The organism is Pseudomonas phenolilytica, assembly GCF_021432765.1.
GTDB lineage: Bacteria > Pseudomonadota > Gammaproteobacteria > Pseudomonadales > Pseudomonadaceae > Stutzerimonas > Stutzerimonas phenolilytica.
Window position 1 is genome coordinate 2,018,496 of the sequence record NZ_CP058908.1, and the last position, 24,130, is coordinate 2,042,625.

The window sequence follows — 24,130 nt, forward strand, 5'->3', positions numbered from 1 at the left end:
GCTCAGCCCGCGGCGCGGCGGGCGAAGGCGCACAACTGCGGATAGAAGGCGCGAAAGTCATCCTGCAGCGGCGCGTACAACTGCTGCAGTTCCTCCAGGCCGCCGGCGAGGCCTTCCGGGCGACTGAGCCTGCGGCTCATGCCAGCCAGCACCTGTTCCAGCACGGCGAACTCGCGGTAGCTGCCCAGCCAGTCCTGCGCCGCCATGCGCGGTGCGATCAACGCCAGCTTGCCGGGCAGCTGCGGTTCGTTCTGCAGCACGCGGTAGACACGCAGGGTGAACTGCTCCAGCGGCTCGCTGGAATAGTCCGGCCAGTTGGCTGCCAGGCAGTGATCGAAGAACAGATCCAGCAGGATGCCGGCGTAGCGCCGCCGCTCGGCCGGGAAGCGCGCCTTGGCCTGCAGCACCAGCGGATGGCTGTCGGTGAAGGCGTCGATCTGCCGGTGCAAGCGAATGCCCGCTTCAATCTGCGCCGGCCAGCGGCCCTGCAGCGGTCCCTTGACGAAATCGCCATAGAGGCTGCCGAGCAGTTCGGCCGGCTGAGCGCCGCCCAGGTGCAGGTGTGCGAGGTAGTTCATCGGTCGAGCTTAACCAGTTGCCGGCCGCCGGCGCTAGGCCGCTCGCTGCAGTTGCGGGGTGTCGCCGAACAACCTCAGGGCGATCGCTTGCTGCGCCTGGCGTGCCAGTTCACGCGGGCTGCGGTCATGGCTGGCAATTGGCGGCAGCAGGTAGATTTCCACCTCCGCCACCTCGGCGTCGAGCAGACGCAGCAGGTGCGCGGGCAGCTCGTCGTCGTCGATGAACGGCGCCAGCGGATCGGCCTGGCCGTCGCGCCGATAGCGGATCGCAACGGGCTGAACCGGACAGCCGCATTCCACCGCGCAGGCGAACAGCCGCGAATGGAAGGTGCGCAGGGTGCTGCCATCGGTCGAGGTGCCTTCCGGGAAGATCAGCAGATGCCGGCCCTGGTGCAGGTGCCCGGCCAGTTCGCGGCTGACCCGCCCCGCATCGCCGGCGCCACGACGGATGAACAGCGTGCCGGCCTGCTGCGCCAGCCAGCCCAGTACCGGCCACTGACGCACCTCGGCCTTGGCCAGAAAGGAGATCGGCAGCAGGGCGCCGAGCAGCGGAATGTCGCTCCAGGAAATGTGGTTGGCGACCCACAGCATCGGCTCGCGCGGACGTTCGCCGATGATCCGCACGCGCAGCGGCAGCGCCCGCGCCAGACGGGCGAGGAACCAGCAGGTCAGGTGCTGCTTGCGTGCCATCGCTGTCTGCAGGCCGAGCCGCCGGCCCAGCTCGATGGCGCTGGCGAGCGCCAGACCCGCCAGCAGCACCGAGGCGATCCGTGCCAGCCGCCGGTAGCGGCGCAGTCGCCGCATCACACCGCCGCCTTGAAATGCCGTGCGTAGCGCGGGCAGAGCTCGTCGCGCTTGAGCAGGATGAACACGTCTGCCACCTGGAAGTCCGCGTCCCAGCACGGCTCGCCGCAGATCTTCGCGCCCAGGCGCATGTAGGCCTTGAGCAGCGGCGGTAACTGCGCGGTGACGTTCGCTGCCAGCTCCAGCGCGGGCAGCGGCGTCTTCGGTTCGGCGCGCAGCAGTTCGGTGCTCAAATGGCCCTCGCGCAAGCGCTGCATGATCGCCTGCGCCTGCACGCCGCCATCACGCATGGAGATGCTGGCGCAGCCCATCAGGTAGCGATAGCCGCCCTGGTTGAGCACCTCGGCCAGCTCGCCCCAGAGCACGGCGATGGTGGCGCCGTTGCGATAGGCAGAATCGACGCAGGTACGGCCGATCTCCAGCACGGGCTCGTCCAGCGCTGCCAGCCCGTGCAGGCTGAACTCCTGCTCGCTGTAGAAATGGCCGATGCGCCGCGCGGTGAGGTGATCGAGCAGGCGCGTGGTGGCCACCAGCGCGCCGCTGGACAGATCGCGCACGCCGATGTGGCTGCAATGCGCATCGTAGTCATCGATGTCCAGACCGAACTCGGCGCCTTGCAGGCGTGCGTCGAACTCGCTGCTGAACACGCGGTAGCGCAGCGCCTGGGCTTCGCGCAGGGCGGCGGTGCCGACCAGGCGCTCGGCTTGCAGTTGACGGGTGCTGCGGGGGTGAGCGATGGCGTTCATGCTGTCTACTCCTGTTCCGCCCGGCTGTGGCGGGTTGGTAATCGGCGGCGCCTGGTTGTTATGGTTGCGCTCGGTCGATCTGATGGCCGGGTCAGGCTAGGTAGCTGGCGTGTCACGCCTGTGACGGATCGGTGATGGTTGGGTGACGCCCGTAGCGGCGGTTCGGGAGGCAATATGGCTTGGCATGAATGGCTGGGGCCGCTGGCGCGGCTGCCGGCAGACGGGCGTTTGGAAGACTGGTACGCCGCGGTGCAGCAGCGTACGGCTGGCACCGAACCCTTCGCCGGTGCGCTGCTGGGTGGCCGGTTGGCGGCGACGCCGGGGCTGGCCTTTCTCGCCGGCTACCAGCAGGCGTTGCGGGCACTGTGGGCGGACGCACCGGCGGGGCTCGGCGCACTCTGCGCCACGGAAAACCGGCGGTTGCGCCCGGCCGACATGACCACCCGCCTGCGCGACGGCCGTCTGGACGGCCGCAAGGATTTCGTCACCGCCGGCGATGCTGCCGCCTGGCTGCTGGTGCCGGCCCGCGAAGAACGCATCGGCGACGCGCCGCGGCTGGGCATGTACGTGCTCGCGGCCGACGCTGGCGGGGTGGTGCTCGAAGCCGGCGCACCGCTGCCGCTGCTGCCGGATATCGCGCATGGGCGGCTGGTGCTGGTCGAGGCCATCGGCGAGCGTTTGCCGGGCGACGGCTGGGCCGACTACGTCAAACCCTTTCGCACGCACGAGGACCTCTACGTGCTGGTCGCGCTGCTCGGCTGGCTGTACGGCGTGGCGCTGGAGCATCGCTGGTCGCAGGCGCTGCTGCTGCGCCTGGTCGGGTTGCTGGCCGGCGCGGCGGAAGTCGCGCGCCAGCCGGTCGAGGCTGCCGCCACGCACGTGCTGCTGGCGGCGTTGAGCGAGCAGTTTGCCGCGCTGCAGGCGGAACTCGAAGGCGCCCTGGCGGCGACGCCCGGCGAATGGTCGGCGATGTGGCTGCGCGATCGCGGTGTGCTCGGACTGGCGCGTGGCGCGCAGGCCGAACGACTACGCAAGGCCTGGCTGCGGCTCGGGCTGGCGGGCACGGAGGAAGAAATTCAGGGGAACTCGACTCGCGGCGGCGCGCCTATATAGACGGGCGGCGATATCTGCCGGACGACTCGCCAGCGCGCGTGCTGGGCCGGTGGCAGCTCTTTGCCGGGACCGGCGGACTGGTTAAGCTGCCCCGGCCTCAGTCACACCGCCATGGCCGTCCTCGCGGCGACTCCATCGGAAAAGGGATTTCATGTCACTGCTTCGTTTGCCTGCCCTTGCCGGCATACCCACCGAGACTGGTCGTCGATGATGCTGGCCGGTGCGGTATTTCCCTGGCGCAAGGCCAATCGTTTTCGCCTGCTGATCGACGGCCCGCAGTTCTTTCCGGCGATGCTCGAGGCCATCGCCCGAGCCGAGCGGCGGGTGGATCTGGAACTCTATCTGGTCGAGGACGGCGGCTGCCTGGAGCGTCTGCTGGAGGTGCTACTGGCCGTGGCGGCGCGAGGCGTGCGGGTACGCTGTCTGTTCGACGGCTTCGGCTGCCTAAAGATGGGCCAGACGAGCCGCGACCGCCTCGCCGCGGCGGGCGTTGAGCTGCGGCTGTACAACCCGCTGGCGCTGCGCTTGAAGTTCCGCAACCTGCACCGCGACCACCGCAAGCTGTTGCTGGTCGACGGTTGCATCGGTTTCGTCGGCGGGGCAGGTGCGACCGATCAGTTCTGGAACCCGCAGCGCCCGGACGAGCATTGGCACGAGGTGATGGTCGAGATGAGCGGGCCGCTGCTGCAGGACTGGCAGACGCTGTTCGATGCGCAGTGGGTGAACTGCCAGCGTCGACGCATCTGGCAGCTGCCGCTGCCGCGCAAGATCCCGCGGATTCCGCTGCTGCCGACCGGCTCGGGTCTCGGTCGGGTGGCCTATGCGGCGGCACGCCAGCACACCGACATCCTGCACAGCCTGTTGCACAACCTGCGGCGCGCGCAGACGCGCATCTGGCTGGCTACCCCGTATTTCCTGCCTACCGGCAAGGTGCGCCGCGCGCTGATCTACGCGGCCCGGCGCGGGGTGGAGGTGCGCCTGCTGCTGACCAGCCGCAACACCGATCATCCGCCGGTGCGCTATGCCGGACAGCGGTTCTACCCGCGATTGCTGCGCGCCGGCGTGCGCATCCATGAATACCAGCCACACTTCTCGCACCTGAAGATGGTGCTGGTGGACGACTGGGTCAGCGTCGGTTCGTGCAATTTCGATCACTGGAACCTGCGCTGGAACCTGGAGGCGAACCTGGAAGCAATCGATCCGTCACTCACCGAGCAGGTCGTGCAGAGCTTCGAGCGCGACTTCCAGCAGAGTCAGGAAATCGATCTGCGCAGCTGGTATGCCCGACCGCTGCACATGCGTCTGTATCAGCGCATGTGGGGTTGGCTGGATCGCCTGCTGGTCAACATCTTCAACCGCGGCGGCTGATCAGCCGATGGCCGCCCTGCACCGGAGCGCAGCTCCCTATCTGGAAAAGAGGACGATCCAATGGCAGCGAAGAACATCCTGATGCTGGTCGGCGACTATGCCGAAGACTACGAGACGATGGTGCCGTTCCAGGCGCTGCAGATGGTCGGCCACCGCGTGCACGCGGTGTGCCCGGACAAGCAGGCCGGCCAGACCGTGCGCACCGCCATTCACGATTTCGAGGGCGATCAGACTTACAGTGAGAAACCCGGGCACAACTTTGCGCTGAACTTCGACTTCGCCGCCGTGCGCGCCGAGGACTACGACGCGCTGGTGATTCCCGGTGGCCGCGCGCCGGAGTACCTGCGCCTGAACGAGCAGGTGCTGGCGCTGGTGCGTGCCTTCGATGCGGCGAACAAGCCGATTGCCGCGGTTTGCCACGGTGCGCAGCTGCTGGCTGCCGCCGGCGTGCTCAAGGGCCGCGCCTGCAGCGCCTACCCGGCCTGCGCGCCGGAAGTGAAGCTGGCCGGTGGCGAGTATGTCGACATTCCGGTGGATCAGGCGCATACGCAAGGTAATCTCGTCAGTGCGCCCGCCTGGCCGGCACATCCGGCGTGGCTGGCGGGCTTCCTCAAGCTGCTCGGCACCGAGATAACCCTGTAGCATGCCGGACCGCCGCCCGCCGGCGGCCACGCTTTCGTCACCAACAAGGAGAACCGCAGGTGAGCAGCGCCCCGAACAATCCACTGCACGGCGTCACCCTCGAGGCGATGCTGGTCGAACTGCAGGCGCACTACGGCTGGGAAGGGCTGGCGCAGCGGGTCGATATCCGCTGCTTCAAGAGCGAGCCGAGCATCAAGTCGAGCCTGACGTTCCTGCGCCGCACGCCGTGGGCGCGGCAGAAGGTCGAAGCGCTGTTCGTGCAGCTGCGCCGCCGCGGCTGATCCGCGCGATGCGAAAGCAAAAAGCCCGGCACTAGCCGGGCTTTTCGTTTGCCGCTGAGACGATTACTGCACTTCCACCGCCAGGCTGTCGGCGATCTTCTGCTTCCAGATCGCCGGGCCGGTGATGTGCACCGATTCGCCCTTGGTGTCGACGGCGACGGTAACGGGCATGTCCTTCACCTCGAACTCGTAGATCGCTTCCATGCCCAGTTCGGCGAAGGCCAGCACCTTGGACTTCTTGATCGCCTGGGCGACCAGGTAGGCGGCGCCGCCGACGGCCATCAGGTACACGGCCTTGTTGTCCTTGATCGCCTCGATGGCGATCGGGCCGCGCTCGGACTTGCCGATCATGCCCAGCAGGCCGGTGCTTTCCAGGATCTGCCGGGTGAACTTGTCCATCCGCGTGGCAGTGGTCGGGCCAGCCGGGCCGACTACTTCGTCACCGACTGGATCGACCGGGCCGACGTAGTAGATGAAGCGGCCCTTGAGGTCCACCGGCAGCTCCTCGCCCTTGTTCAGCATGTCGACCATGCGCTTGTGCGCGGCGTCGCGGCCGGTGAGCATCTTGCCGTTGAGCAGGATGGTCTCGCCCGGCTTCCAGCTCTGCACTTCTTCCGGGGTGATGGTGTCGAGGTTGACGCGGCGAGCGCTCGGGCCGGCTTCCCAGACGATTTCCGGGTAGGCGTCCAGCGACGGCGCTTCCAGGCTGGCCGGGCCGGAGCCGTCGAGCACGAAGTGAGCGTGGCGGGTGGCGGCGCAGTTGGGGATCATGCACACCGGCAGGGAAGCGGCGTGGGTCGGGTAATCCATGATCTTCACGTCGAGGACGGTGGTCAGGCCGCCCAGGCCCTGGGCGCCGATGCCCAGCTGGTTGACCTTCTCGAACAGCTCCAGGCGCAGCTCCTCGATGCGGTTCTGCGGGCCGCGGGCCTTCAGCTCGTGGATGTCGATCGGGTCCATCAGCACTTCCTTGGCCATCACCGCGGCCTTTTCGGCGGTACCGCCGATGCCGATGCCGAGCATGCCCGGCGGGCACCAGCCGGCGCCCATTTCCGGCACGGTCTTCAGCACCCAGTCGACGATCGAGTCGGACGGGTTGAGCATGGCCATCTTCGATTTGTTCTCGGAACCGCCGCCCTTGGCCGCGACGTCCACTTCCACCTTGTCGCCGGGAACGATGGAGTAGTGGATGACGGCCGGGGTATTGTCCTTAGTGTTCTTGCGGGAACCAGCCGGGTCGGCCAGGATCGAAGCACGCAGCACGTTTTCCGGCAGGTTGTAGGCGCGGCGCACGCCCTCGTTGATCATGTCGTCCAGGCTCATGGTGGCGCCGTCCCAGCGCACGTCCATGCCGACGCGGACGAACACGGTGACGATGCCGGTGTCCTGGCAGATCGGCCGGTGACCGGTGGCGCACATGCGCGAGTTGATCAGAATCTGCGCCATCGAGTCGCGCGCGGCCGGCGATTCTTCACGCAGGTAGGCTTCGTGCATCGCCTGGATGAAGTCGACGGGGTGGTAGTAAGAAATGAACTGCAAAGCGTCGGCGACGCTTTGAATCAGGTCGTCTTGCTTGATCACGGTCATGCAGCGCGTCCTCTTGACGGGGCGGGGATTCGGCGCGTCGAGCGTGGCAGCCGGCGTGCCGAGTGAAAAAGGCGCGGCAGTATAACGCGTCGGGCTGGCGGGTACACGGATGGACCGGGAGCGAAGGGATGTTGGCTAGGTTTTTGAAATTTGCTCGCGTAGAGTGCGACCCATTGCCACGGCGGGATGGATCCCTATGAGTGCGCGTGTCGAGCTTGATCAGCAGGCGTTGCAGCAGTTGGTAATGAAACGGTTCGCGCTGGCGGCGCTGACCTACGGGCTGGCGTTGCTGCTGACCTGGGTGTCGGTTGCGGCGGGTTTCTATACCGCGCCGGTCTCCGTCGCGCTGGGCAGCTCGCTGCTCATCGTGCTCAGCCAGCTGGTGTTCCTCGCGCTGTTCTGGAGCGGCTTCAACCAGCGCTTCCGGGACCCGAGCCTGACCCAGCCGCAGGTGCTGGTGGCGCTGCTGTGGCTGACCTGCCTGCTGTTCAACCTGGGTAGCGCTCGCGGTTCGCTGCTGGTGCTTTACCTGCTGGTGCTGATGTTCGCGGTGTTTTTGCCGCCGAGAATCTTCATCCGCTATGCCGTGCTGGCGTTTCTCAGCTTCGTCGGGCTCACCCTGCTGGACTTCCACCTGGGGCGCCTCGCCGAGCCGGCGGCGTTCCTGCTCGAGGCGTCCGTACTGCTGGTGACGCTGGTGTGGATGTGCCTGTTCGTCAACTACGTCTACCAGCTGCGTCAGCGCATGCGCCAGCGCCGCTTTGCCCTGCAGGTCCACCAGGACACATTGCGCGGCATGTTGCGCCAGCTCGAGGATCTGGCGTCCACGGACGAGCTGACCGGCCTCTACAACCGCCGGCGTTTCCTGCGCATCGCCGAAGGTGAGCTGGCGCGGCTGCGCAAGGGGCATCAGATCGGCCTGGCGCTGATCGATCTCGATCATTTCAAGCGGATCAACGATGTGCACGGTCATGCCGCAGGCGACCGGGTGCTGCAGACCTTTGCGGCGATTGCGCGGGCCTGCCTGCGCGACGGCGACGTGCTGGCCCGCTACGGCGGCGAGGAATTCGTGCTGTTGCTGCCGGATACCGACGCCGAACAGTTCGGCATCTGCTGCGAACGCTTGCGCGAGGCGTTCGCCAACGCCCAGCCGGTGGACCCGGGCATCCCGGTGGGGCAGCTGAGTCTGTCGGTCGGGCTGACGCTCCTGAACGCCGGCGACGATCTCGATGCCTCTCTGCAGCGCGCCGACGAGGCGCTGTATCGCGCCAAGCGCGGCGGGCGCAACCGCTGCGAGGCGGCCTGGACGTCCGACAATGCCTGAGCTGGCGTGTGCCGGTCGGCGCTGGACGGTGGCAACCGGCAGCAATCTGCTCGATGCGCTGAATGCGGCTGGACTGCGCGTGCCTTACAGCTGCCGGGCGGGCAGCTGCCAGGCCTGCATGGTGCGCTGCCGCGGTGGCGAACCGCTCGATGAGCGTCCCGAGGCGCTGCCGGCCACGCAGCGCGAGCAGGGCTGGCGATTGGCCTGCCAGTGCCGGATCGATGGCGATCTGCAGGTGGAGCTGTTCGATCCCGTCCGCGATGGCCTGGCGGCGCAGGTGCAGGCGGTCGACTGGCTGCGGCGCGACGTCCTGCGCCTGCGCCTGTTGCCCGAACGACCGCTGCGCTACCGCGCCGGCCAGCACCTGCTGCTGTGGACGCCGGACGGCATCGCGCGACCCTACTCACTGGCGAGCCTGCCGGACGACGATCGCTGGCTGGAATTTCATCTCGACTGTCACCGCCCGGGTGCCTTCAGCGAGGCGGCGCGCCGCTTGCGCACTGGCGATGGCCTGCGGCTGGGGCAGCTGCACGGTGGCGCATTGCATTACGACCCGGACTGGGCGGAGCGCCCGCTGTTGTTGCTTGCCAGCGGTACGGGCCTGGCGCCGCTCTGGGCGGTGCTGCGCGAGGCGCTGCGCCAGGGCCATGCCGGGCCGATCCGCCTGCTGCATCGCACGCACGGCACCTCCTACCTGGCCGAACCGCTGCTGCAGCTCGCGCAGCAGCATGATCTCGACGTGCAGTGGCTCGACGCGGATCAGCCGTGGAACGATCAGGCACTGCGAATCGCGTCGCGACAGGAGATTGCGCTGGTCTGCGGTCATGCCGATTTCGTTGCCGCGTGCTGCCGACGGCTGTTTCTGGCCGGCCTGCCGCGCGGACAGGTGTTCAGCGACACCTTCATCGAGCGGAATGTGAGCGAGGACTGAGTGCTCGGCCGAACTGCGATGGGCAGCGGCCATGCGTTGCAAGGGAAGGCGCGAGCCGGCGGGCCGGCTCGCGTGGTCGATCAGTTCAGCGGAGCGCCGACCTGAAGGATCTTCAGCGTGTTGGTGCCGCCGGTGCTGTCGTGGTAGCTGTCGCCCTTGGTCAGGATCACCCAGTCGCCGGGCTGCACCATGTTGCGCTTGAGCAGCTCCTCGACCGCCATCTGGCTGACCTTGTCGGCCGGCAGCACGGCCGGATCGAAGGGGATCGTCTGCACGCCACGGAACAGCGCCACGCGGGCCTGGGTTTCGCGGTGCGGCGAGAAGGCGAAAATCGGCACCGCCGAGCGGATGCGCGACATGATCAGCGGGGTGTAGCCGCTTTCGGTCAGGCTGATGATGGCCTTGACGCCCGGGAAGTGGTTGGCGGTGTACATCGCCGCCAGCGCCGTGCTCTCGTCGCAGCGGCTGAAAGTCTGCCCCAGACGGTGGCCGGATTTGGTACTGGTCGGATGCTTCTCCGCGCCGCAGCACACGCGCGCCATGGCCTTGATTGCCTCGACCGGGTACTCGCCGGCGGCGCTCTCGGCCGAGAGCATCACCGCGTCGGTGTAGTCGAGCACGGCGTTGGCGACATCGGACACTTCCGCGCGGGTCGGCATCGGGTTGTGAATCATCGACTCCATCATCTGGGTCGCGGTGATCACCACCTTGTTGTTGCGCCGGGCGTGCAGAATGATCTTCTTCTGGATGCCGACCAGCTCGGCGTCGCCGATTTCCACGCCCAGGTCGCCACGCGCGACCATCACGCCGTCGCTGGCGCGGATCAGGCCGTCCAGGGCTTCATCGTCGGCGACCGCTTCGGCGCGTTCGATCTTGGCGATCAGCCAGGCGCTGGAGCCGGCCTCGTCGCGCAGGCGGCGGGCCAGATCCATATCGGCGGCGTCGCGCGGGAAGGACACGGCCAAGTAGTCGAGTTCGAGGTCGGCAGCCAGTTTGATGTCGGCCTTGTCCTTGGCGGTCAGCGCCGGTGCGGTGAGGCCGCCACCACGGCGGTTGATGCCCTTGTTGTCCGACAGCGGACCGCCGATCAGCACGGTGCAGTGCAGTTCGTCGGCGGTGGCGGCGTCGACGCGCATGACCACGCGGCCGTCGTCGAGCAGCAATTCGTCACCGACGCCACAGTCCTTGACCAGGTCCGGGTAGTCGATACCGACCACTTCCTGGGTGCCGGCATCACGCGGGTGGGTGACGGAGAAGCGGAAACGGTCGCCTTCTTTCAGCTCGATGCGCTTGTTGGCGAACTTGGCGATGCGAATCTTCGGACCTTGCAGATCGCCCAGCAGCGCGACGAAGCGGCCGTGGCGGGCGGCGATGGTGCGCACCAATTCGGCACGGGCGCGATGCTCATCGGGCGAGCCGTGGGAGAAGTTCAGGCGGGCGACGTCCAGCCCGGCGAGGATCATCTTTTCCAGGACTTCGGGCGAGCTGCTTGCCGGGCCCAGGGTGGCGACAATCTTGGTGCGACGCGGTGTCATTCGATGGCTCCTTTTTCGGTCTGGCCGCGAGGCTACTATGCCCGTTCGCTGTAGTCATCGTTATGCGGCACTACTCTTTTACCCGCGCGAAAGGCCGCCGGACGGCCTGCAGTTTTTCGCCCCGCGGTCGATAAGCCGGCTCCGGAGGAGCCATCCATGCGTACCCTGATCATTGCCTGTCTGACCCTGTTCACCGCTGGCTGCAGCAGCCAGCACGCCGTCGACCGCCAGCTCAACGAGGCCTACAGCCGTTACGAGGCCGGCGACTGCGGGGGCGCCATGCTCGCCCTGTCGCAGGCCGAGCGCCGCACGCGCGGACGTGGCGAGGTGCAGCCGGAAATTTCCCTACTGCGTGGCCAATGCCTGGAGCGTCAGGGGCTGTACGTCGATGCGGCACATACCTACCGCTTCATCCGCATGCGCTACCCGGCCAGCGAATACGCCTATCGCGCCGCCGCGCGACTGGAGACGCTGCGCCAGCTCGGGCACTATGAGCCCGCCGAACCCGCGATCAGCCACCCGGCACGCCCCTGAGGCGCATCGCGAGCAGCTCATCCACGGAGGGAATGATGCGCGTGCTGTTATTGCTGCTGGCTCTGGCGCCCATGCTGGCGATGGCCGAGATCTACCGCTGGACCGATGCCCAAGGCCAGGTGCATTTCGGTCAGCGTCCGGCGGCGGGCGCCGAGCGGGTCGACGTGCGACCGCAGGTGGTCGAGCGCGACGAGGCGACGCGACAGCGCGAACAGCGCAGCGAGAAGTTCTTCGAGGCACGGCGCGAGGAGCGCCAGCTCGCCGGCGAGCGGGCCGGGCATCAGCGGGCGCAGCGCGAGCGTGAGTGTCAGGGGCTGCGCGAGGAGCTGGAGGTGCTGCAGCGTGGCGGGCGTTACTTTCGTACCGATGCAGCGGGTGAGCGTGTCTACTACAGTGAAAACGAAATTGAGAAAGCCCGGCAGCAACTGGCCAGCCGTATTCGCGAACGATGTGACTGAGCGAACTGGAAGCAGTGGCAGGGGCGTGCGCACAGGCAGGCTCGAACCATGAATATCTCGAATCAGCGTCGCATCCAGCGGCACCAGCTGCCGTATTACCTGAACGTGTTCAATCGCCATACCGACAAGCCGCTGGGCTTCATCGGTAACCTCTCCGAGGGTGGCCTGATGCTGATCAGCCGCTATCCGATGATGCTGCAGGAACGTTTCGACATGCGCCTGAAGATTCCCGGGCAGGTCGGCCAGCTGCGCTTCGTGGATTTCAGCGCCATCAGCCTGTGGTCGCGCGAGGACGTCACTCCGGGCAGCTACGACACCGGCTTCGAGCTGATAACGCCGCCGGCCGAGATCATGGAAATGATCGCCGCGCTGCATCATTACTTCAGTTTCCAACCGAGCCCGCATGCCCCGCTGACCCAGCCGCCGCCCTTCGCGGCCGATCGCTCGCCCGATCACGACTGCTGCTGCGGGCGCTGACGGGGCGGTTCAGAGCACGCCAGCGCGTTTCCAGGCCAGGTAACGGCTGAGCAGCTCGGGCGCCACCTCGCGCGGACGTGCATCCAGCACGTGCAGGCCGTGCGCGATCAGGCGCCGGGACAGGGCCTCGCGCCGCTCCAGATGCGCCAGCGTTGCGCAGTAGCCGAGGGCGTCGTCGAGGTTGGTCACCGGCTGCTGACGCACGCGGTCGAGGACGTCCTCGCGCAGGCTGACCAGCAGCACCCGATGCCGGCGCGTCAGGCGCCGCATGGCGGCGAGCAGCTCGTCGTCGTCCTCGTCGCGCAGGTTGCTCAGCACGATCACCAGCGCGTGGCGCCGCTGCTGCGCCAGCAACTGATCAGCCGCGGCGGCGAAGTCGGCCGGCTGCAGGGTGCATTGCAGATCGTAGACGCTGTCGAGCAGCTGGCTGAGCTGGGCCTGGCCCTTGGCCGGGGCGACGCGCCGTGGCATATCGCTGGCGAAGGTCTGCAGCCCGACCGCGTCGCCCTCGCGCAGCGCGGCATAGGCCAGCAGCAGGCTGGCATTGAGCGCATGGTCGAAATGCGCCAGCTCGTCGTCCTGACTGCGCATACGCCGACCACAGTCGAGCAGCAGGATGATCTGTTGGTCGCGCTCGTCCTGATATTCGCGCGCAATGGGCGTGCGCATGCGCGCGGTGGCTTTCCAGTCGATCTGCCGCAGGCTGTCGCCGTCGCGGAATTCGCGCAGCTGATGGAACTCCAGGCCGAGGCCGCGGCGTGGCTGCTGGCGGACGCCGAGCCGGCTCAGCCAATGATCGACGCCCTGTAGGCTGGCGCCATGCAGTTGAACGAAGTCCGGGTAGACGCGGGTGCGCCCGGGCAGTTCCAGCAGGCGCCGGCCGCGCCACAGGCCGAGCGGCGACTGCAGACGGATCTCGCAGTGGGCGAAGGTGAATTGCCCGCGCTGCAGTGGACGCAGCCGGTAACTGAACGCGCACCGCTCGCCGGACCGCAGCGAAACGTGCCGCGGCAGCTGGTCGAAGGCCATCTGCGCCGGCGGGTGGTCGAAGATTTCCAGCTGCAGTGGCGCGACGCCGCGATGCTGTAGCTGCAGGCGTACCTCGCTCCAGTGTCCCAGCGGCAAGCGCGCCGGTAGCAGGCGTTCGACCTGCGGCGTGGCAATACGCCGTAAACGCAGCGCATCGGCGGCGGCGAGCAGGCCGAGCGCCAGCAGCAGCCCCCACCACAGCGAGCGCCAGGCGCTGGCCGGCGCATGGCCGAGGGCATCGAGCACGCCCAGCGGCAGCCCCGCTATCAGCAGCACGGCGACAGCAGCGAGCAGACGCACGGACGGGTTCACGAGCGCACCCGGCAGGTCGCAGACGGGCGATTCACAGGCGCGGCGCCGCGACCTGGTCGAGCAGCTGGCGCAGCACGCGTTCCACCGACAGCCCCTCGATATCCATCTCCGGCGTCAGCCGCACGCGGTGGCGCAGCACATCCGCCGCGCAGCCCTTGACGTCGTCCGGCGTGACGAACTCGCCACCGCGCAGCAGCGCCCGCGCCCGTGCGCCGCGCACCAGGGCAATCGAGGCGCGTGGCCCGGCACCCAGCGCCAGCCCCGGCCAGTCACGGGTGGCGCGCGCCAGGCGCACGGCGTAGTCGAGCACCTGATCGTCCAGCGGCAGGTCGCTGGCAATCTTCTGCAATGCCAGCACGTCCTTGGCGGTGAGCTGCTGACGCAGCGCGCTGACGTCCAGCATGTCGGCGCGGGCCGAGCGGGTCACCTGGCGCACCAGCCGCAGCTCTGCCTCGGCGTCGGGGTAGTCCATGCGCAGCTTCAGCATGAAGCGGTCCAGCTCCGCCTCCGGCAGCGGGTAGGTGCCCTCCTGCTCGATGGGGTTCTGCGTGGCCATCACCAGAAACGGCTGTGGCACCGCCAGCGCGCGGCCTTCGAGCGTCACCTGGCGTTCCTGCATCACTTCCAGCAGGGCAGCTTGGGTCTTGGCCGGGGCGCGGTTGATCTCGTCGGCCAGCAGCAGGTTGGTGAACACCGGCCCCTTGCGCAGCTTGAACTGCTCGCTCTGCAGGTCGTACACCGCATGGCCGGTGACGTCGCTGGGCATCAGGTCCGGGGTGAACTGGATGCGGCTGAACTCGCCGGCGAAGCAGCGGGCCAGGGCGCGCACCAGCAGGGTCTTGCCCAGGCCCGGCACGCCTTCGACCAACACGTGGCCGCCGGCGATCAAGGCGGTCAGCACGCCGTCTATGACTGCGTCCTGGCCGATCAGAGCCTTGCGCAATTCCTCGCGCAGCGCCTGTGCCAGCTGGCTCGCACGTTGGCGTGGGCTGGCGGTGGCGCCGGGAATGGGGTCGGCATGGGATTCGCTCATAGGGCATTCCTGAGTGCTTGCAGGTCGGCGACCTGCCGGGTGAAGTCGATGGCGCTGGCGTCCGCCGCCGGGCGCATGGCCTGTTCGATGGAGCCGGCCGGCAGTCCGCTCAGCGTGCCGAGCAGTTCGTGCTGCTGCGCGGCCGGTAACAGGTCGAAACCGGCATGGCGCCGGCCGGCGCGCTGCAGGATGTCCTGCTGCAAGCGCTGCAGCAGCACCGCGCGCCCGCCGTGGCGCTGAATGAACTCCGCCGAAGCCAGCAGGTGCTCCTGCAGGCGTCGGCGGGCAAGACCTGCCGGCGCCTGCAGCGGGCCGTGGCGCTGGCCGAAGTGCCAGGCGCTGAGCAGGATGAGCAACACAAGGGCGGCCAGCACCTCGGGAAAGTGACGCAGCAGCAGACTGGGCAACCCCGGGTGATCGGCGCGGTAGACCAGGGTGACCTGGCTGTCCTGGGTCAGATACCACAGCAGCCAGGCATGGTCGTATTCACCGATGCGGTCGTTGTGCCAGATCCAGGCGTCTGTCAGGGCGGTGACCAGCCCCTCGCCGTGACGCAGCTGCAGCATGTGCGTGGCGCCGGCGCTGTTGGCCCAGGCGTGGGCGCGCTTGTCCGCATCGTAGAGGTGGAAGCCGGTATCGAAGGCGAGAAAGGCGGGGCTGGCTTCGTTGTCCAGATACAGCCGCGTCAGTTGCGGCTGCTGCTCGTCGCTGGTCGATTCGCCTTGGGCGTTCGCGGTATCGCGATTCTCGCTGGTGTACTGCTGCAGATTAAGGCGGTCCGCCAGCAGGTCGCCGCTCTTGCCGTCCGCTTCGTTCCATAGCCGCTCGGCGACGAACAGCAGGTGGCCGCCGCGCGCAGCCCAAGCGAGCAGTCGCTGGGTCTGCCGCGGCGTCAGCTGGCTACGATCACCGAGCAGCAGCAGGCTGTGCCCCTTGGCCGGCGCCTGGTCGAGATCGGCCAGGTGCTCGTTGTGGCTGACCGGGCGGCCGATATCGGCGAGGAAGTGTTCGGCTGCCAGAAATGGGTTGGCGCGTGCCTGCGCCGCCGGGCCGCGGTCGACGACTTCGTCGTAGGGCTGCAGCGCGGTCAGCAGGCGCGCGCCGGCCAGCAGCGCCAGCGCCACGCCGAGCAAGATCAGCAGGCGTCGTTTCACGGCCGCGACTCCCGTTCGAACAGCCGGCGCCAGCCGGCGCACAGCGCAGTCCACGCCGCGTCGTCGGGTATCTGCCGGCCATAGGCGAGGCCTTGCCAGTGGTGCGTGAGGGTTGCGGCGAAGGAGTTCAGCTCGGGCTGCGCCAGGGTGTGCACGACCTCCAGCACTTCGCCTTCGGTGTGACCGGCCACCAGCGGTAACCGGTGGTCATGCAGCAGGCGGCTGAGCATGGCGCGATAGAGCAGGCCGAGCGCCTGACGGGGCTGTGTCGGCCAGAGCCGTTCGGCCGCGCTGGCGACATCGTCCGGCAGGCTTTCCGGGGTTACGGCAAGGCCGAACAGCTGTGCCGGCGGCTGATGACGTCTGTCACGTCGCGGCAAGCGCCGACCGAAGGCCTGCAGCCAGTCGCGACGGTGCCACAGCAGCAACGCGACCAGCAGTGCCAGCGCGCTCCACAGCAGGGTCTCGATCAGCAGCGTCAAGCGTTCGCGACCGTGCCAGAACGAGTCGAGCCGCAGCAGGTTCTCCAGCAGACGCGCCAGGACGCCGGGCTCGGCATCGGCCGGCGATTCGGCGAAACGCCAGCGGGTGACGGCCTCGCGCTGGGTGAAGGGAGGCTGATCGAGCAGGTCGCGCACTCGCTGGCGGGCCTCGTCGCGGCTCAACGGTGCGGGGGCGGTTGCGGGGGCGGCAGCGCCGTCGCTCGCAGCCCACACAGGGGTATTCGGCGACAGCAGGCAGAGGCCGAGCAGCAGCGCCGGCAGTGCCGTCAGCAGGTGTGCGCGCAGGCGGCGGAAGGCCAGTTCCAGGTCCCAGGCTTCGAGCCGGGTGCGGCGATTCAGGTAGAGGCTGAAGCCGCAGGCGACGTAGATCGGTTCCCAGACAATCAGCACCAGCACGTAGAGCAGGTTGGACAGGTGCTCCAGCCACAGCCAGTCGTCGTTCGCGCGCAGCAGGTCCTCCCAGCTCCAGCTGTCGTAGGCCAATTGCGCCGGCAGGAAGAAATACAGCAGCGCCAGCAGACCGAGCCAGAGCGCGCCTTCCAGGTGCATGCCGACCACCGTGAGCCAGCGCGCCACGCTGCGCTCGCGCTGGCTGAGTACCGCCAGGCGGCGCTGGCGGGCCGCACCGGCGAGCCCTTCGAGCTGCAGCACCGGCAGATCGAAGCTGCGCGTCGAGCTGAAGCGGCGCCAGGTCAGGCTGGCCAGCCACTGCGGGCGCAGCACGCCGGGCAGCGCCCGCAGACTCTGACGCACGCCGGGCGTCTGGCCGAAGACCGCCTGCGAGAGAATATGCAGCGGCAGGCGTTCATAGAGGGGTTTGAGCCACCAGAACAGCAGCAGCGCCAGGCTTGGCTGCTGCCAGCACAGCGCGCTGAGCAGGCCGAACACCGGCAGCGTCAGCGCCGCCCAGGCGAACATCAGTACACCGGCATGGCGTCGCGCCAGCAGCGTGCCCAGATCCAGCGCCTCCCAGGCGCTGCGCGGGCGGATCGTCAGGTTCGCCTCAGCCGGACGCATGGTGATTCCTGCCCGCGAAGAGGAAATAGAGCGCCACCAGCAACCAGAGCAGGGCACCGACCGCGTACTTAACGCCGGCCGGGCCGTAGGTCATCGACGACCAGTACGCTTCGATGAACGCCGCGATCAGCAGCATCAGCGTGGCACCGGCAACCAGCCGCACGCCGCGTTCGGCGGCCTGGCGCAGTGCTTCGCTACGGCGCAGTCGACCGGGTGTGAGCAGCGCTGCACCGAGCTTCAGGCCCGCCGCACCGGCCAGGGTGATGGCCGTGAGCTCGAAGGCGCCGTGGCCGATGACGAACGACCAGAACGGTTGGTGATAGCCGATCTCGCTCAGGTGTCCGGCCACTGCGCCGATGGTCAGGCCGTTGAACATCAGAAAGAAAAGACTGCCGACGCCCAGCAGCAGGCCGCCGGCGAAGGTCTGGAAGGCGATGCCGATGTTGTTCATCACGTAGTAGCCGAACATCATCCAGTCCTCGGCCGAGCCGCGCTCGCCGAAGCGCCCGAGCCGACTGGCGTCGGGGTCGTAGAGGGTTTCCATCTCGGCGACCTGATCGGCCGACAGCACGCTGTAGGCCAGCTCGGGGAACGCATAGACCAGCACGCCCATACCCAGCAGGCTGCCGTAGAACAGCAGGCTGGCGGCGAGTACGCCGCGCCATTCCTCGCGTGTCAGGCGGGCGAAGCCGCCAAGGACGAAGCCCAGCAGCCGGCCGAGCAGCGGACTGCGCTGGCGATAAAGCTGCTGATGGCCGCGCAGCACCCGCCGGCGCAGCTGTTCCAGCAACGGGCTGCTGTAGCCGCGCTGCTCGGCCAGGGCCAGCTGCTGGCATAAGCGACGGTAGGCGGCGGGGAAGTCCATGGCCTCGTCGGGGGCGGTCCGGCGACGTTCGAGAGCATCCAGATGGGCGTCGAAGCGCTCCCATTCGGGCTGATGCCGCTGCTCGAACTCTTCCTGCTTCAGCGTCACGCGCAGCAGCCCCTGGGCCATCGCGAGCAAACCGGGTACGGCCTGCGTGGCGGGCAGGTGCAGGGGCTCGGCTAGCAGCGCGGCCAGCTCCTGGGCGCGCTCCGGGCTCAGCGATGCCTGGCGTTCGGCGAAATCGAGCAGCGCCCGCTGGCCATCGCGATCCAGTTCGACCGGTGGCCGCTGTGCCTCCACGATCGGCAGGGCGGGACGCCTGCCGGGGCGCTCGACGTAGACCACCAAAGTGCCGGCGGCCAGATCGCCGAGGCGCTTGAATGCCGGGTGCGCCAGGCAGCTCAGGGCGCCGAGGAAATAGCCGAACGGCAGCATGTCGACGAAACGCAGCAGGTTGCGCGTGAGCGAAGCGGCCCAGCCGACCGGAGTGCCGTCGTCGTGCACCACGCGAAGGCCCAGCCACTGCTTGCCGGGCGTGCGGCCCTGGTTGAGCACTTCGAACAGCACCATGTACCACCACTGCACGAGAAAGAGCAGCAGCGCGCTCAGCCCGCTGCCGAACTTGCCAAGCAGGCCGAAACCGAGAAACAGCGCGAGCAGGATCGCCGCACGCAGCGCCAGATCCACGGTAAACGCCAGGGCGCGCGGCACCAGCCCGGCCGGCCGCAGCAGCAGGTCGATACCCTCGGGCGTTTCGACCCGATGGCGATTATCCAGCGGCGGGGAGGGTTGGGGGGAGGGCAAGACGAGGGCTCTGTGCGCGCGGCGGAGGCTGATGCTATGCGGCAACCGCCCGCCGGATCAATGCGCGACGGCTGCGGCTGTGGCGCGCGTGGCACTGTTAGACTGGCGGCCGATGACTGAGAAGGACCTTCGCGTGAGCCCGAGCATCTACTGGTACGACTACGAAACCACTGGCATCTCGCCGCGCCGCGACCGGCCGCTGCAAGTCGCGGGCATTCGCACCAACGAGGCGTTGGAGGAGATAGGCGAGCCGCTGAACCTGTATTGCCGCCCCGCCGACGACATCCTGCCGCACCCGGCGGCCTGCCTGGTGACGGGCATCACGCCGGGCGTCCTGCAAGAGCGCGGACTGTGCGAAGCCGAATTCATCACGCGCCTGCATCAGGAGCTGGCGCTGCCCGGCACCTGCGGCGCCGGTTACAACAACCTGCGCTTCGACGACGAGATGACGCGTTACAGCCTGTATCGCAACTTCTTCGATCCCTACGCGCGTGAGTGGCAGGGCGGCAACAGCCGCTGGGACCTGATCGACCTGGTGCGCACCGCCTATGCGTTGCGTCCGGAGGGCATCGAATGGCCGCAGGAGAACGGCCGGGTGACCCTCAAGCTCGACCGCCTGACGGTCGCCAACGGGCTGGAACACCTGCACGCGCACGATGCGCTGTCCGATGTGCGCGCCACCATCGCGCTGGCGCGGTTGTTGCGCGACCGGCAGCCGCGCCTCTACGACTATCTGTACCAGTTGCGGCGCAAGCAGGCGGTGCTGGACCAGATCGAGCTGCTCAAGCCGCTGGTGCATGTGTCCGGGCGTTTTTCGGCCGAGCGTCATTATCTGGCCGTGGTGCTGCCGCTGGCCTGGCATCCGCTCAACCGCAATGCGCTGATCGTCTGCGACCTGCAGGCCGAGCCGGCGCTGCTCTGCGATGAAAGCGCGCAGACCCTGCGCGAGCGTCTGTATACCCGCCGCGACGAGCTGGCCGCGGAGGCGCTGCCGGTGCCCTTGAAGCTGGTGCATGTCAATCGTTGCCCGGTGCTGGCGCCGTTGAGCGTGCTGCGCGAAGGCGACCTGGCGCGTCTGCAGCTCGATCTGACGCAGTGCCTGCAGCGCGCCCGCTGGCTGTGCGAAACCCGGGAGGCGTGGTTGCCGAAACTGGGGCAGATCTACGAACAGGAAGCCTTCGAGGAATGCCTCGATCCCGAACAGCAACTCTACGATGGCTTTCTCGGTGACCGTGATCGGCGGTTATGCGAGCAGGTGCGCAGCCTCTCGGCGGCAGAATGTGCCGCGCGCCGCTGGCCATTCGATGATCCGCGTCTGGCTGAGCTGCTGTTTCGCTACCGCGCACGCAACTTTCCCGAAGCGTTGTCGGCGGCCGAGCGGGAGCAGTGGGCGAGCTTCTGCCGGCAACGCTTGATCGAGGCGCGGTATGGTGCGCCGAATACCCTGCAGCAATTCGAGGAAGGACTTCGACAATACGCGGTCACGGCAACTGCGGCGCAGAGCGAAGTACTGGAGCAGTGGCGCAGCCATGTCCAGCAGCTGCGCGAGCGCTATGCAATAACCGACTGAACTGTTTTGGCAGGAAAACAAAAACGCCGCAGCCCAGTGAAGGGATGCGGCGTTCTGTTATTTCGTCCGAGAAATCAGTCGAGCAGAGTTGCCCAGCTTTCCACGGTGTCGGCGCCCCACTTGGCTTTCCACTCTTTCAGAGTCTTGTGGTTGCCGCCTTTGGTTTCGATAACTTCACCGGTATTCGGGTTCTTGTATTGCTTGACGCGGCGTGCGCGCTTGCTGGCGGTCGGCGCCTTGGCTGCACCGCGCGGAGCCTTGGTGCTGCGAGCGTCCGGATCGAGCAGGGCGATGATGTCGCGCAGCGACTTCTGGTATTCGCCCATGAGTTCGCGCAGTTTTCCTTCGAACTCCAGTTCCTTCTTCAGCTTGTCATCGGCAGAGAGGGATTTCAGCCGCTCTTGAAGTTCCTTGATGGCTTCTTCCGTGGCGCGGTATTCACTAATGAGAGACATATGGCTTCCTTGGGATAGGGTGTACGCAAGTGGCGTCAATCATAGTCATGCACAATCTGCAAGTAAATATAGCCGCCGCTGGAAAATGTGTTTTTTATTTGTATATAAATCATTCTTCGCGGCGCGCGTTGCAGCCAATAAAAGGGATGCGTACAACTCAAGGCGTGCGGCGAAAAGCTAAGCACCTTTGATAATTGCCTTAACGCGCCGAGGCAGATTCGCTAGTTATAACGACTATGCGCTTACCCATCGGCGAAGCGATCCGGCCGGGCGCATGGCTGACGGCTGATATTCCATCGATTGTCCCGATGGGCGCCAGTTGGTGGCTGGGCTAGAATGCCGCGTCTTTTGTTTAGAGCGGAGTCATCTCTAATGCGCACTTTCAGGCTGGTTATTGCCTGTCCCGACGGCGTCGGCATCGTGGCCAAGGTCAGTAATTTCCTCGCGACCTATAACGGCTGGATTACCGAAGCCAACCACCATTCGGATCATCAGAGTGGCTGGTTCTTCATGCGCCACGAGATTCGCGCCGACTCGCTGCCGTTCGATCTGGACGGTTTCCGTCAGGCCTTCGCGCCGATTGCCCGCGAGTTCTCGATGGAGTGGCGCATCACCGACTCCGAGCGGCGCAAGCGCGTGGTGCTGATGGCCAGCCGCGAATCGCACTGCCTGGCCGATCTCCTCCATCGCTGGCACAGCGGCGAGCTGGATTGCGACATCCCCTGCGTGATTTCCAACCACGACGATCTGCGCAGCATGGTCGAGTGGCATGGCATTCCTTATTTCCATGTGCCGGTCGATCCGGCCCGCAAGGAGCAGGCATTCGCTGAAGTGACCCGACTGGTGCGCGAGCATGAGGCGGACGTCATCGTGCTGGCGCGCTACATGCAAATTCTGCCGTCGGAGCTGTGCGAAGAGTTCGCCCAGCGCGTGATCAACATCCACCACAGCTTCCTGCCGTCCTTCGTCGGTGCCAAGCCGTACCACCAGGCGTCGCTGCGTGGCGTGAAGCTGATCGGTGCGACCTGTCATTACGTGACCGAGGAGCTGGACGCCGGCCCGATCATCGAGCAGGACGTGGTGCGCGTCAGCCACCGCGACAGCATCGAGGACATGGTGCGGCTGGGCAAGGACGTGGAGAAGATGGTGCTATCGCGCGGCCTGCGCTATCACTTGCAGGACCGCGTGCTGGTCCACAGCAACAAGACGCTGGTATTCAACTGATCGAGGAGCAGCCATGACCGACCCGCTCGCACGCGCCACGGCCGAGGCGCCGCCGATCATCGGCAGTGGCTGTACGCAACGCTACGATCCCGCTGCGCTGGGCACCGAACTGGGCACCGACTTTCCCGGCGCTGCCGAACTCTGGGAGCGCCTGCGCGCCGCAGATGAGCAGGCACCTGCCGATGTCGCGCGTGGCACCGGGCGACCGGCTGGTCGCGACCACGACGCGCTCGACTGAGCGCGCGTTTCCCCGCCTTGGAGAACCCCTTGATGGAAGCATTCGCCGATCATCTGGTACTGGGCGCTGACACCCACGGCCAGCCCAGCCTCCACCCGCTGCGCCTGGCCAACCGCCACGGGCTGATCGCCGGCGCCACCGGAACCGGCAAGACGGTGACGTTGCAACGCCTGGCCGAGCAGTTCAGTGATGCCGGAGTCGCGGTGTTTGCCGCCGATATCAAGGGCGACCTGAGCGGTCTGGGGGCAGCCGGTGCGCCGACGGGCAAGATCGCCGAACGCATCGCCAGCATGCCCTGGCTGGGGCACCAGCCGCGCGCCTATCCGGTGACGCTGTGGGACGTGCAGGGTCGCAGTGGCCATCCGCTGCGTACCACTCTCAGCGAGATGGGGCCGCTGCTGCTGGGCAACCTGCTCGAGCTGACCGACAGCCAGCAGGCGGCGCTCTACGCGGCGTTCAAGGTGGCCGATCGTGAAGGTCTGCTGCTGCTCGATCTCAAGGACCTCAAGGCGCTGCTGGGGCACCTGCGCGACCATCCCGAGGTGCTCGGTGAGGATCGTGCGCTGTTCACCGGCGCCTCGTCGCAGGCTTTGCAGCGGCGCCTGGCGACGCTCGAACAACAGGGCGCCGAGGCGCTGTTCGGCGAGCCGGCGCTGCAGCTGGAAGACCTGCTGCAGCCGGACCGCGACGGTCGCGGGCGCATCCACCTGCTCGACGCCAGCCAGCTGGTGCACGAGGCGCCCAAGGTTTATGCGACGTTCCTGCTCTGGCTGCTGGCCGAACTGTTCGAGCAGCTGCCCGAACGCGGCGATCAGGACCGTCCGCTTCTGGCGCTGTTCTTCGACGAAGCGCACCTGCTGTTCAACGACACGCCCAAGGCGCTGCAGGAGCGTTTGGTGCAGGTGGTGCGGTTGATCCGCTCCAAGGGCGTGGGTGTCTACTTCGTCACCCAGTCGCCGGGCGACCTGCCGGACGATGTGCTGGCCCAGCTCGGCCTGCGCGTCCAGCATGGCCTGCGGGCGTTTACGGTGAAGGAGCAGAAGGCGCTGCGCTCGGTGGCCGACGGCTTCCGCGAAAACCCGGAATTCTCCGCGCTTGAAGTGCTCACCGAACTGGGTATCGGCGAGGCGCTGGTCGGCGGTCTGGAGGCCAAGGGCACGCCGGCGATGGTGCAGCGGGTCGCGGTAGCGCCGCCGCAATCGCGCGTGGGCGTGCTGAGCGAGGCCGAGCGTGCCGAGCTGATCGCGCACTCGCCGTTGCGTGGTCGGTACGACCAGCCGGTCGATCGCGAATCGGCCTACGAGATGCTGACGGCGCGGGCACGCCAGGCCGCCGAGGCTGAGCCTGCGCCGGCAAACGCTGGCAAGCGCGGCAGCGAAGGCGGTGCGGTCGGCGATTTCGCCGGGCGGGTACTCAAGAGTGCCTTGAACCAGGCGGCCAGCCAGATCGGCCGGCAGATCGTGCGCGGCCTGCTTGGTTCACTGCTGGGTGGCAAGCGCTGAGTGACGGTGGCCGCTGATTGCCCGCGGCGGGTACTCAGCGGCTATC

General features: G+C 67.4%; 24 protein-coding genes and 1 pseudogene. 13 read left to right on the top strand and 12 right to left on the bottom strand.

Annotation, left to right across the window (positions count from 1 at the left end):
• Positions 1 to 2: 2 nt before the first annotated feature.
• The 3 genes from HU825_RS09705 to olsB are packed head-to-tail and all read right to left on the bottom strand — an operon-like array spanning position 3 to position 2,128.
• Positions 3 to 578, bottom strand: coding sequence for an acyl carrier protein phosphodiesterase (locus tag HU825_RS09705; protein ID WP_043295874.1), 576 nt, complete (start codon positions 576 to 578; stop codon positions 3 to 5).
• 33 nt (positions 579 to 611) lie between these two features.
• Positions 612 to 1,382, bottom strand: coding sequence for a lysophospholipid acyltransferase family protein (locus HU825_RS09710; RefSeq protein WP_234301936.1), 771 nt, complete (start codon positions 1,380 to 1,382; stop codon positions 612 to 614).
• Positions 1,382 to 2,128: an L-ornithine N(alpha)-acyltransferase gene (gene olsB / locus HU825_RS09715; RefSeq protein ID WP_003287192.1), complete on the bottom strand. Its 747-nt coding sequence runs from the start codon at positions 2,126 to 2,128 to the stop codon at positions 1,382 to 1,384. The genes HU825_RS09710 and olsB overlap by 1 nt, the downstream gene beginning before the upstream one ends.
• A 174-nt stretch (positions 2,129 to 2,302) precedes the next feature.
• Here olsB and HU825_RS09720 point away from each other — a divergent pair, with 174 nt between their 5' ends.
• The 4 genes from HU825_RS09720 to HU825_RS09735 all read left to right on the top strand — a co-directional run bounded on the left by HU825_RS09720 (position 2,303) and on the right by HU825_RS09735 (position 5,532).
• Positions 2,303 to 3,241, top strand: coding sequence for an acyl-CoA dehydrogenase family protein (locus HU825_RS09720; RefSeq protein ID WP_234301937.1), 939 nt, complete (start codon positions 2,303 to 2,305; stop codon positions 3,239 to 3,241).
• Positions 3,242 to 3,451: 210 nt separating this feature from the next.
• Complete coding sequence (locus tag HU825_RS09725; RefSeq protein WP_197424552.1) at positions 3,452 to 4,609, top strand: phospholipase D-like domain-containing protein; 1,158 nt, start codon at positions 3,452 to 3,454, stop codon at positions 4,607 to 4,609.
• Positions 4,610 to 4,669: 60 nt separating this feature from the next.
• A complete protein-coding gene (locus HU825_RS09730; RefSeq protein WP_009867865.1) occupies positions 4,670 to 5,251 on the top strand; it encodes a DJ-1/PfpI family protein in 582 nt (193 codons plus the stop codon).
• 59 nt (positions 5,252 to 5,310) lie between these two features.
• Positions 5,311 to 5,532: a VF530 family protein gene (locus HU825_RS09735; RefSeq protein ID WP_009867864.1), complete on the top strand. Its 222-nt coding sequence runs from the start codon at positions 5,311 to 5,313 to the stop codon at positions 5,530 to 5,532.
• Positions 5,533 to 5,595: 63 nt separating this feature from the next.
• On the opposite strand, the gene HU825_RS09740 is transcribed toward HU825_RS09735, so the two are convergent.
• On the bottom strand, positions 5,596 to 7,119 hold the full coding sequence (locus tag HU825_RS09740) for a fumarate hydratase (protein ID WP_003287184.1): 1,524 nt from the start codon (positions 7,117 to 7,119) through the stop codon (positions 5,596 to 5,598).
• Positions 7,120 to 7,315: 196 nt separating this feature from the next.
• Here HU825_RS09740 and HU825_RS09745 point away from each other — a divergent pair, with 196 nt between their 5' ends.
• Entirely contained in the window at positions 7,316 to 8,443 is a 1,128-nt protein-coding gene (locus HU825_RS09745; RefSeq protein ID WP_054093630.1) for a GGDEF domain-containing protein, read from the top strand.
• Entirely contained in the window at positions 8,436 to 9,374 is a 939-nt protein-coding gene (locus HU825_RS09750) for an iron-sulfur-binding ferredoxin reductase (protein ID WP_234301938.1), read from the top strand. Before HU825_RS09745 ends, HU825_RS09750 begins: the two co-directional genes overlap by 8 nt.
• An 80-nt stretch (positions 9,375 to 9,454) precedes the next feature.
• Here HU825_RS09750 and pyk read toward each other — a convergent pair whose 3' ends face one another.
• Entirely contained in the window at positions 9,455 to 10,909 is a 1,455-nt protein-coding gene (pyk, locus tag HU825_RS09755; RefSeq protein ID WP_009867860.1) for a pyruvate kinase, read from the bottom strand.
• A 156-nt stretch (positions 10,910 to 11,065) separates the two neighbouring features.
• Here pyk and HU825_RS09760 point away from each other — a divergent pair, with 156 nt between their 5' ends.
• Genes HU825_RS09760 through HU825_RS09770 form a run of 3 tightly spaced genes read left to right on the top strand, consistent with a single transcriptional unit; the run spans position 11,066 to position 12,378 of the window.
• Complete coding sequence (locus HU825_RS09760; protein ID WP_234301939.1) at positions 11,066 to 11,443, top strand: tetratricopeptide repeat protein; 378 nt, start codon at positions 11,066 to 11,068, stop codon at positions 11,441 to 11,443.
• A 35-nt stretch (positions 11,444 to 11,478) separates the two neighbouring features.
• Positions 11,479 to 11,901 carry a DUF4124 domain-containing protein gene (locus HU825_RS09765; RefSeq protein ID WP_156716335.1) on the top strand — a complete coding sequence of 141 codons (423 nt, stop codon included), beginning with the start codon at positions 11,479 to 11,481 and terminating at the stop codon, positions 11,899 to 11,901.
• Positions 11,902 to 11,949: 48 nt separating this feature from the next.
• Positions 11,950 to 12,378 carry a PilZ domain-containing protein gene (locus HU825_RS09770; RefSeq protein ID WP_043295882.1) on the top strand — a complete coding sequence of 143 codons (429 nt, stop codon included), beginning with the start codon at positions 11,950 to 11,952 and terminating at the stop codon, positions 12,376 to 12,378.
• Between the two features lie 9 nt (positions 12,379 to 12,387).
• Here HU825_RS09770 and HU825_RS09775 read toward each other — a convergent pair whose 3' ends face one another.
• The 6 genes and pseudogenes from HU825_RS09775 to HU825_RS09800 form a co-directional block, all read right to left on the bottom strand.
• Entirely contained in the window at positions 12,388 to 13,719 is a 1,332-nt protein-coding gene (locus HU825_RS09775; protein ID WP_234301940.1) for a DUF58 domain-containing protein, read from the bottom strand.
• Between the two features lie 31 nt (positions 13,720 to 13,750).
• Positions 13,751 to 14,752 carry an AAA family ATPase gene (locus tag HU825_RS09780; RefSeq protein WP_234301941.1) on the bottom strand — a complete coding sequence of 334 codons (1,002 nt, stop codon included), beginning with the start codon at positions 14,750 to 14,752 and terminating at the stop codon, positions 13,751 to 13,753.
• Entirely contained in the window at positions 14,749 to 15,906 is a 1,158-nt protein-coding gene (locus HU825_RS09785) for a DUF4350 domain-containing protein (protein WP_234301942.1), read from the bottom strand. Before HU825_RS09785 ends, HU825_RS09780 begins: the two co-directional genes overlap by 4 nt.
• A complete protein-coding gene (locus HU825_RS09790) occupies positions 15,903 to 17,426 on the bottom strand; it encodes a DUF4129 domain-containing protein (RefSeq protein ID WP_234301943.1) in 1,524 nt (507 codons plus the stop codon). The genes HU825_RS09785 and HU825_RS09790 overlap by 4 nt, the downstream gene beginning before the upstream one ends.
• A complete protein-coding gene (locus tag HU825_RS09795; protein ID WP_223250048.1) occupies positions 17,413 to 18,393 on the bottom strand; it encodes a stage II sporulation protein M in 981 nt (326 codons plus the stop codon). The genes HU825_RS09790 and HU825_RS09795 overlap by 14 nt, the downstream gene beginning before the upstream one ends.
• A 9-nt stretch (positions 18,394 to 18,402) precedes the next feature.
• Positions 18,403 to 19,095: pseudogene (locus tag HU825_RS09800) on the bottom strand (RDD family protein); the annotation flags it as partial.
• Between the two features lie 133 nt (positions 19,096 to 19,228).
• Between HU825_RS09800 and sbcB the strand changes: the two are divergent.
• Complete coding sequence (sbcB, locus tag HU825_RS09805; RefSeq protein WP_234301944.1) at positions 19,229 to 20,665, top strand: exodeoxyribonuclease I; 1,437 nt, start codon at positions 19,229 to 19,231, stop codon at positions 20,663 to 20,665.
• A gap of 74 nt (positions 20,666 to 20,739) precedes the next feature.
• Here sbcB and mvaT read toward each other — a convergent pair whose 3' ends face one another.
• The gene (gene mvaT / locus HU825_RS09810; protein WP_054093637.1) at positions 20,740 to 21,120 is read right to left on the bottom strand and encodes a histone-like nucleoid-structuring protein MvaT; all 381 of its coding nucleotides are present in this window, start codon (positions 21,118 to 21,120) and stop codon (positions 20,740 to 20,742) included.
• Positions 21,121 to 21,492: 372 nt separating this feature from the next.
• Here mvaT and purU point away from each other — a divergent pair, with 372 nt between their 5' ends.
• From purU to HU825_RS09825, 3 genes are read left to right on the top strand one after another with little or no spacing between them, the layout of a single operon-like run.
• Positions 21,493 to 22,344 carry a formyltetrahydrofolate deformylase gene (gene purU / locus HU825_RS09815; protein WP_102827524.1) on the top strand — a complete coding sequence of 284 codons (852 nt, stop codon included), beginning with the start codon at positions 21,493 to 21,495 and terminating at the stop codon, positions 22,342 to 22,344.
• Between the two features lie 13 nt (positions 22,345 to 22,357).
• Positions 22,358 to 22,582 carry a hypothetical protein gene (locus HU825_RS09820; protein ID WP_234301945.1) on the top strand — a complete coding sequence of 75 codons (225 nt, stop codon included), beginning with the start codon at positions 22,358 to 22,360 and terminating at the stop codon, positions 22,580 to 22,582.
• Between the two features lie 32 nt (positions 22,583 to 22,614).
• On the top strand, positions 22,615 to 24,084 hold the full coding sequence (locus HU825_RS09825) for a helicase HerA-like domain-containing protein (RefSeq protein ID WP_234301946.1): 1,470 nt from the start codon (positions 22,615 to 22,617) through the stop codon (positions 24,082 to 24,084).
• The last annotated feature ends 46 nt before the right edge of the window (positions 24,085 to 24,130 follow it).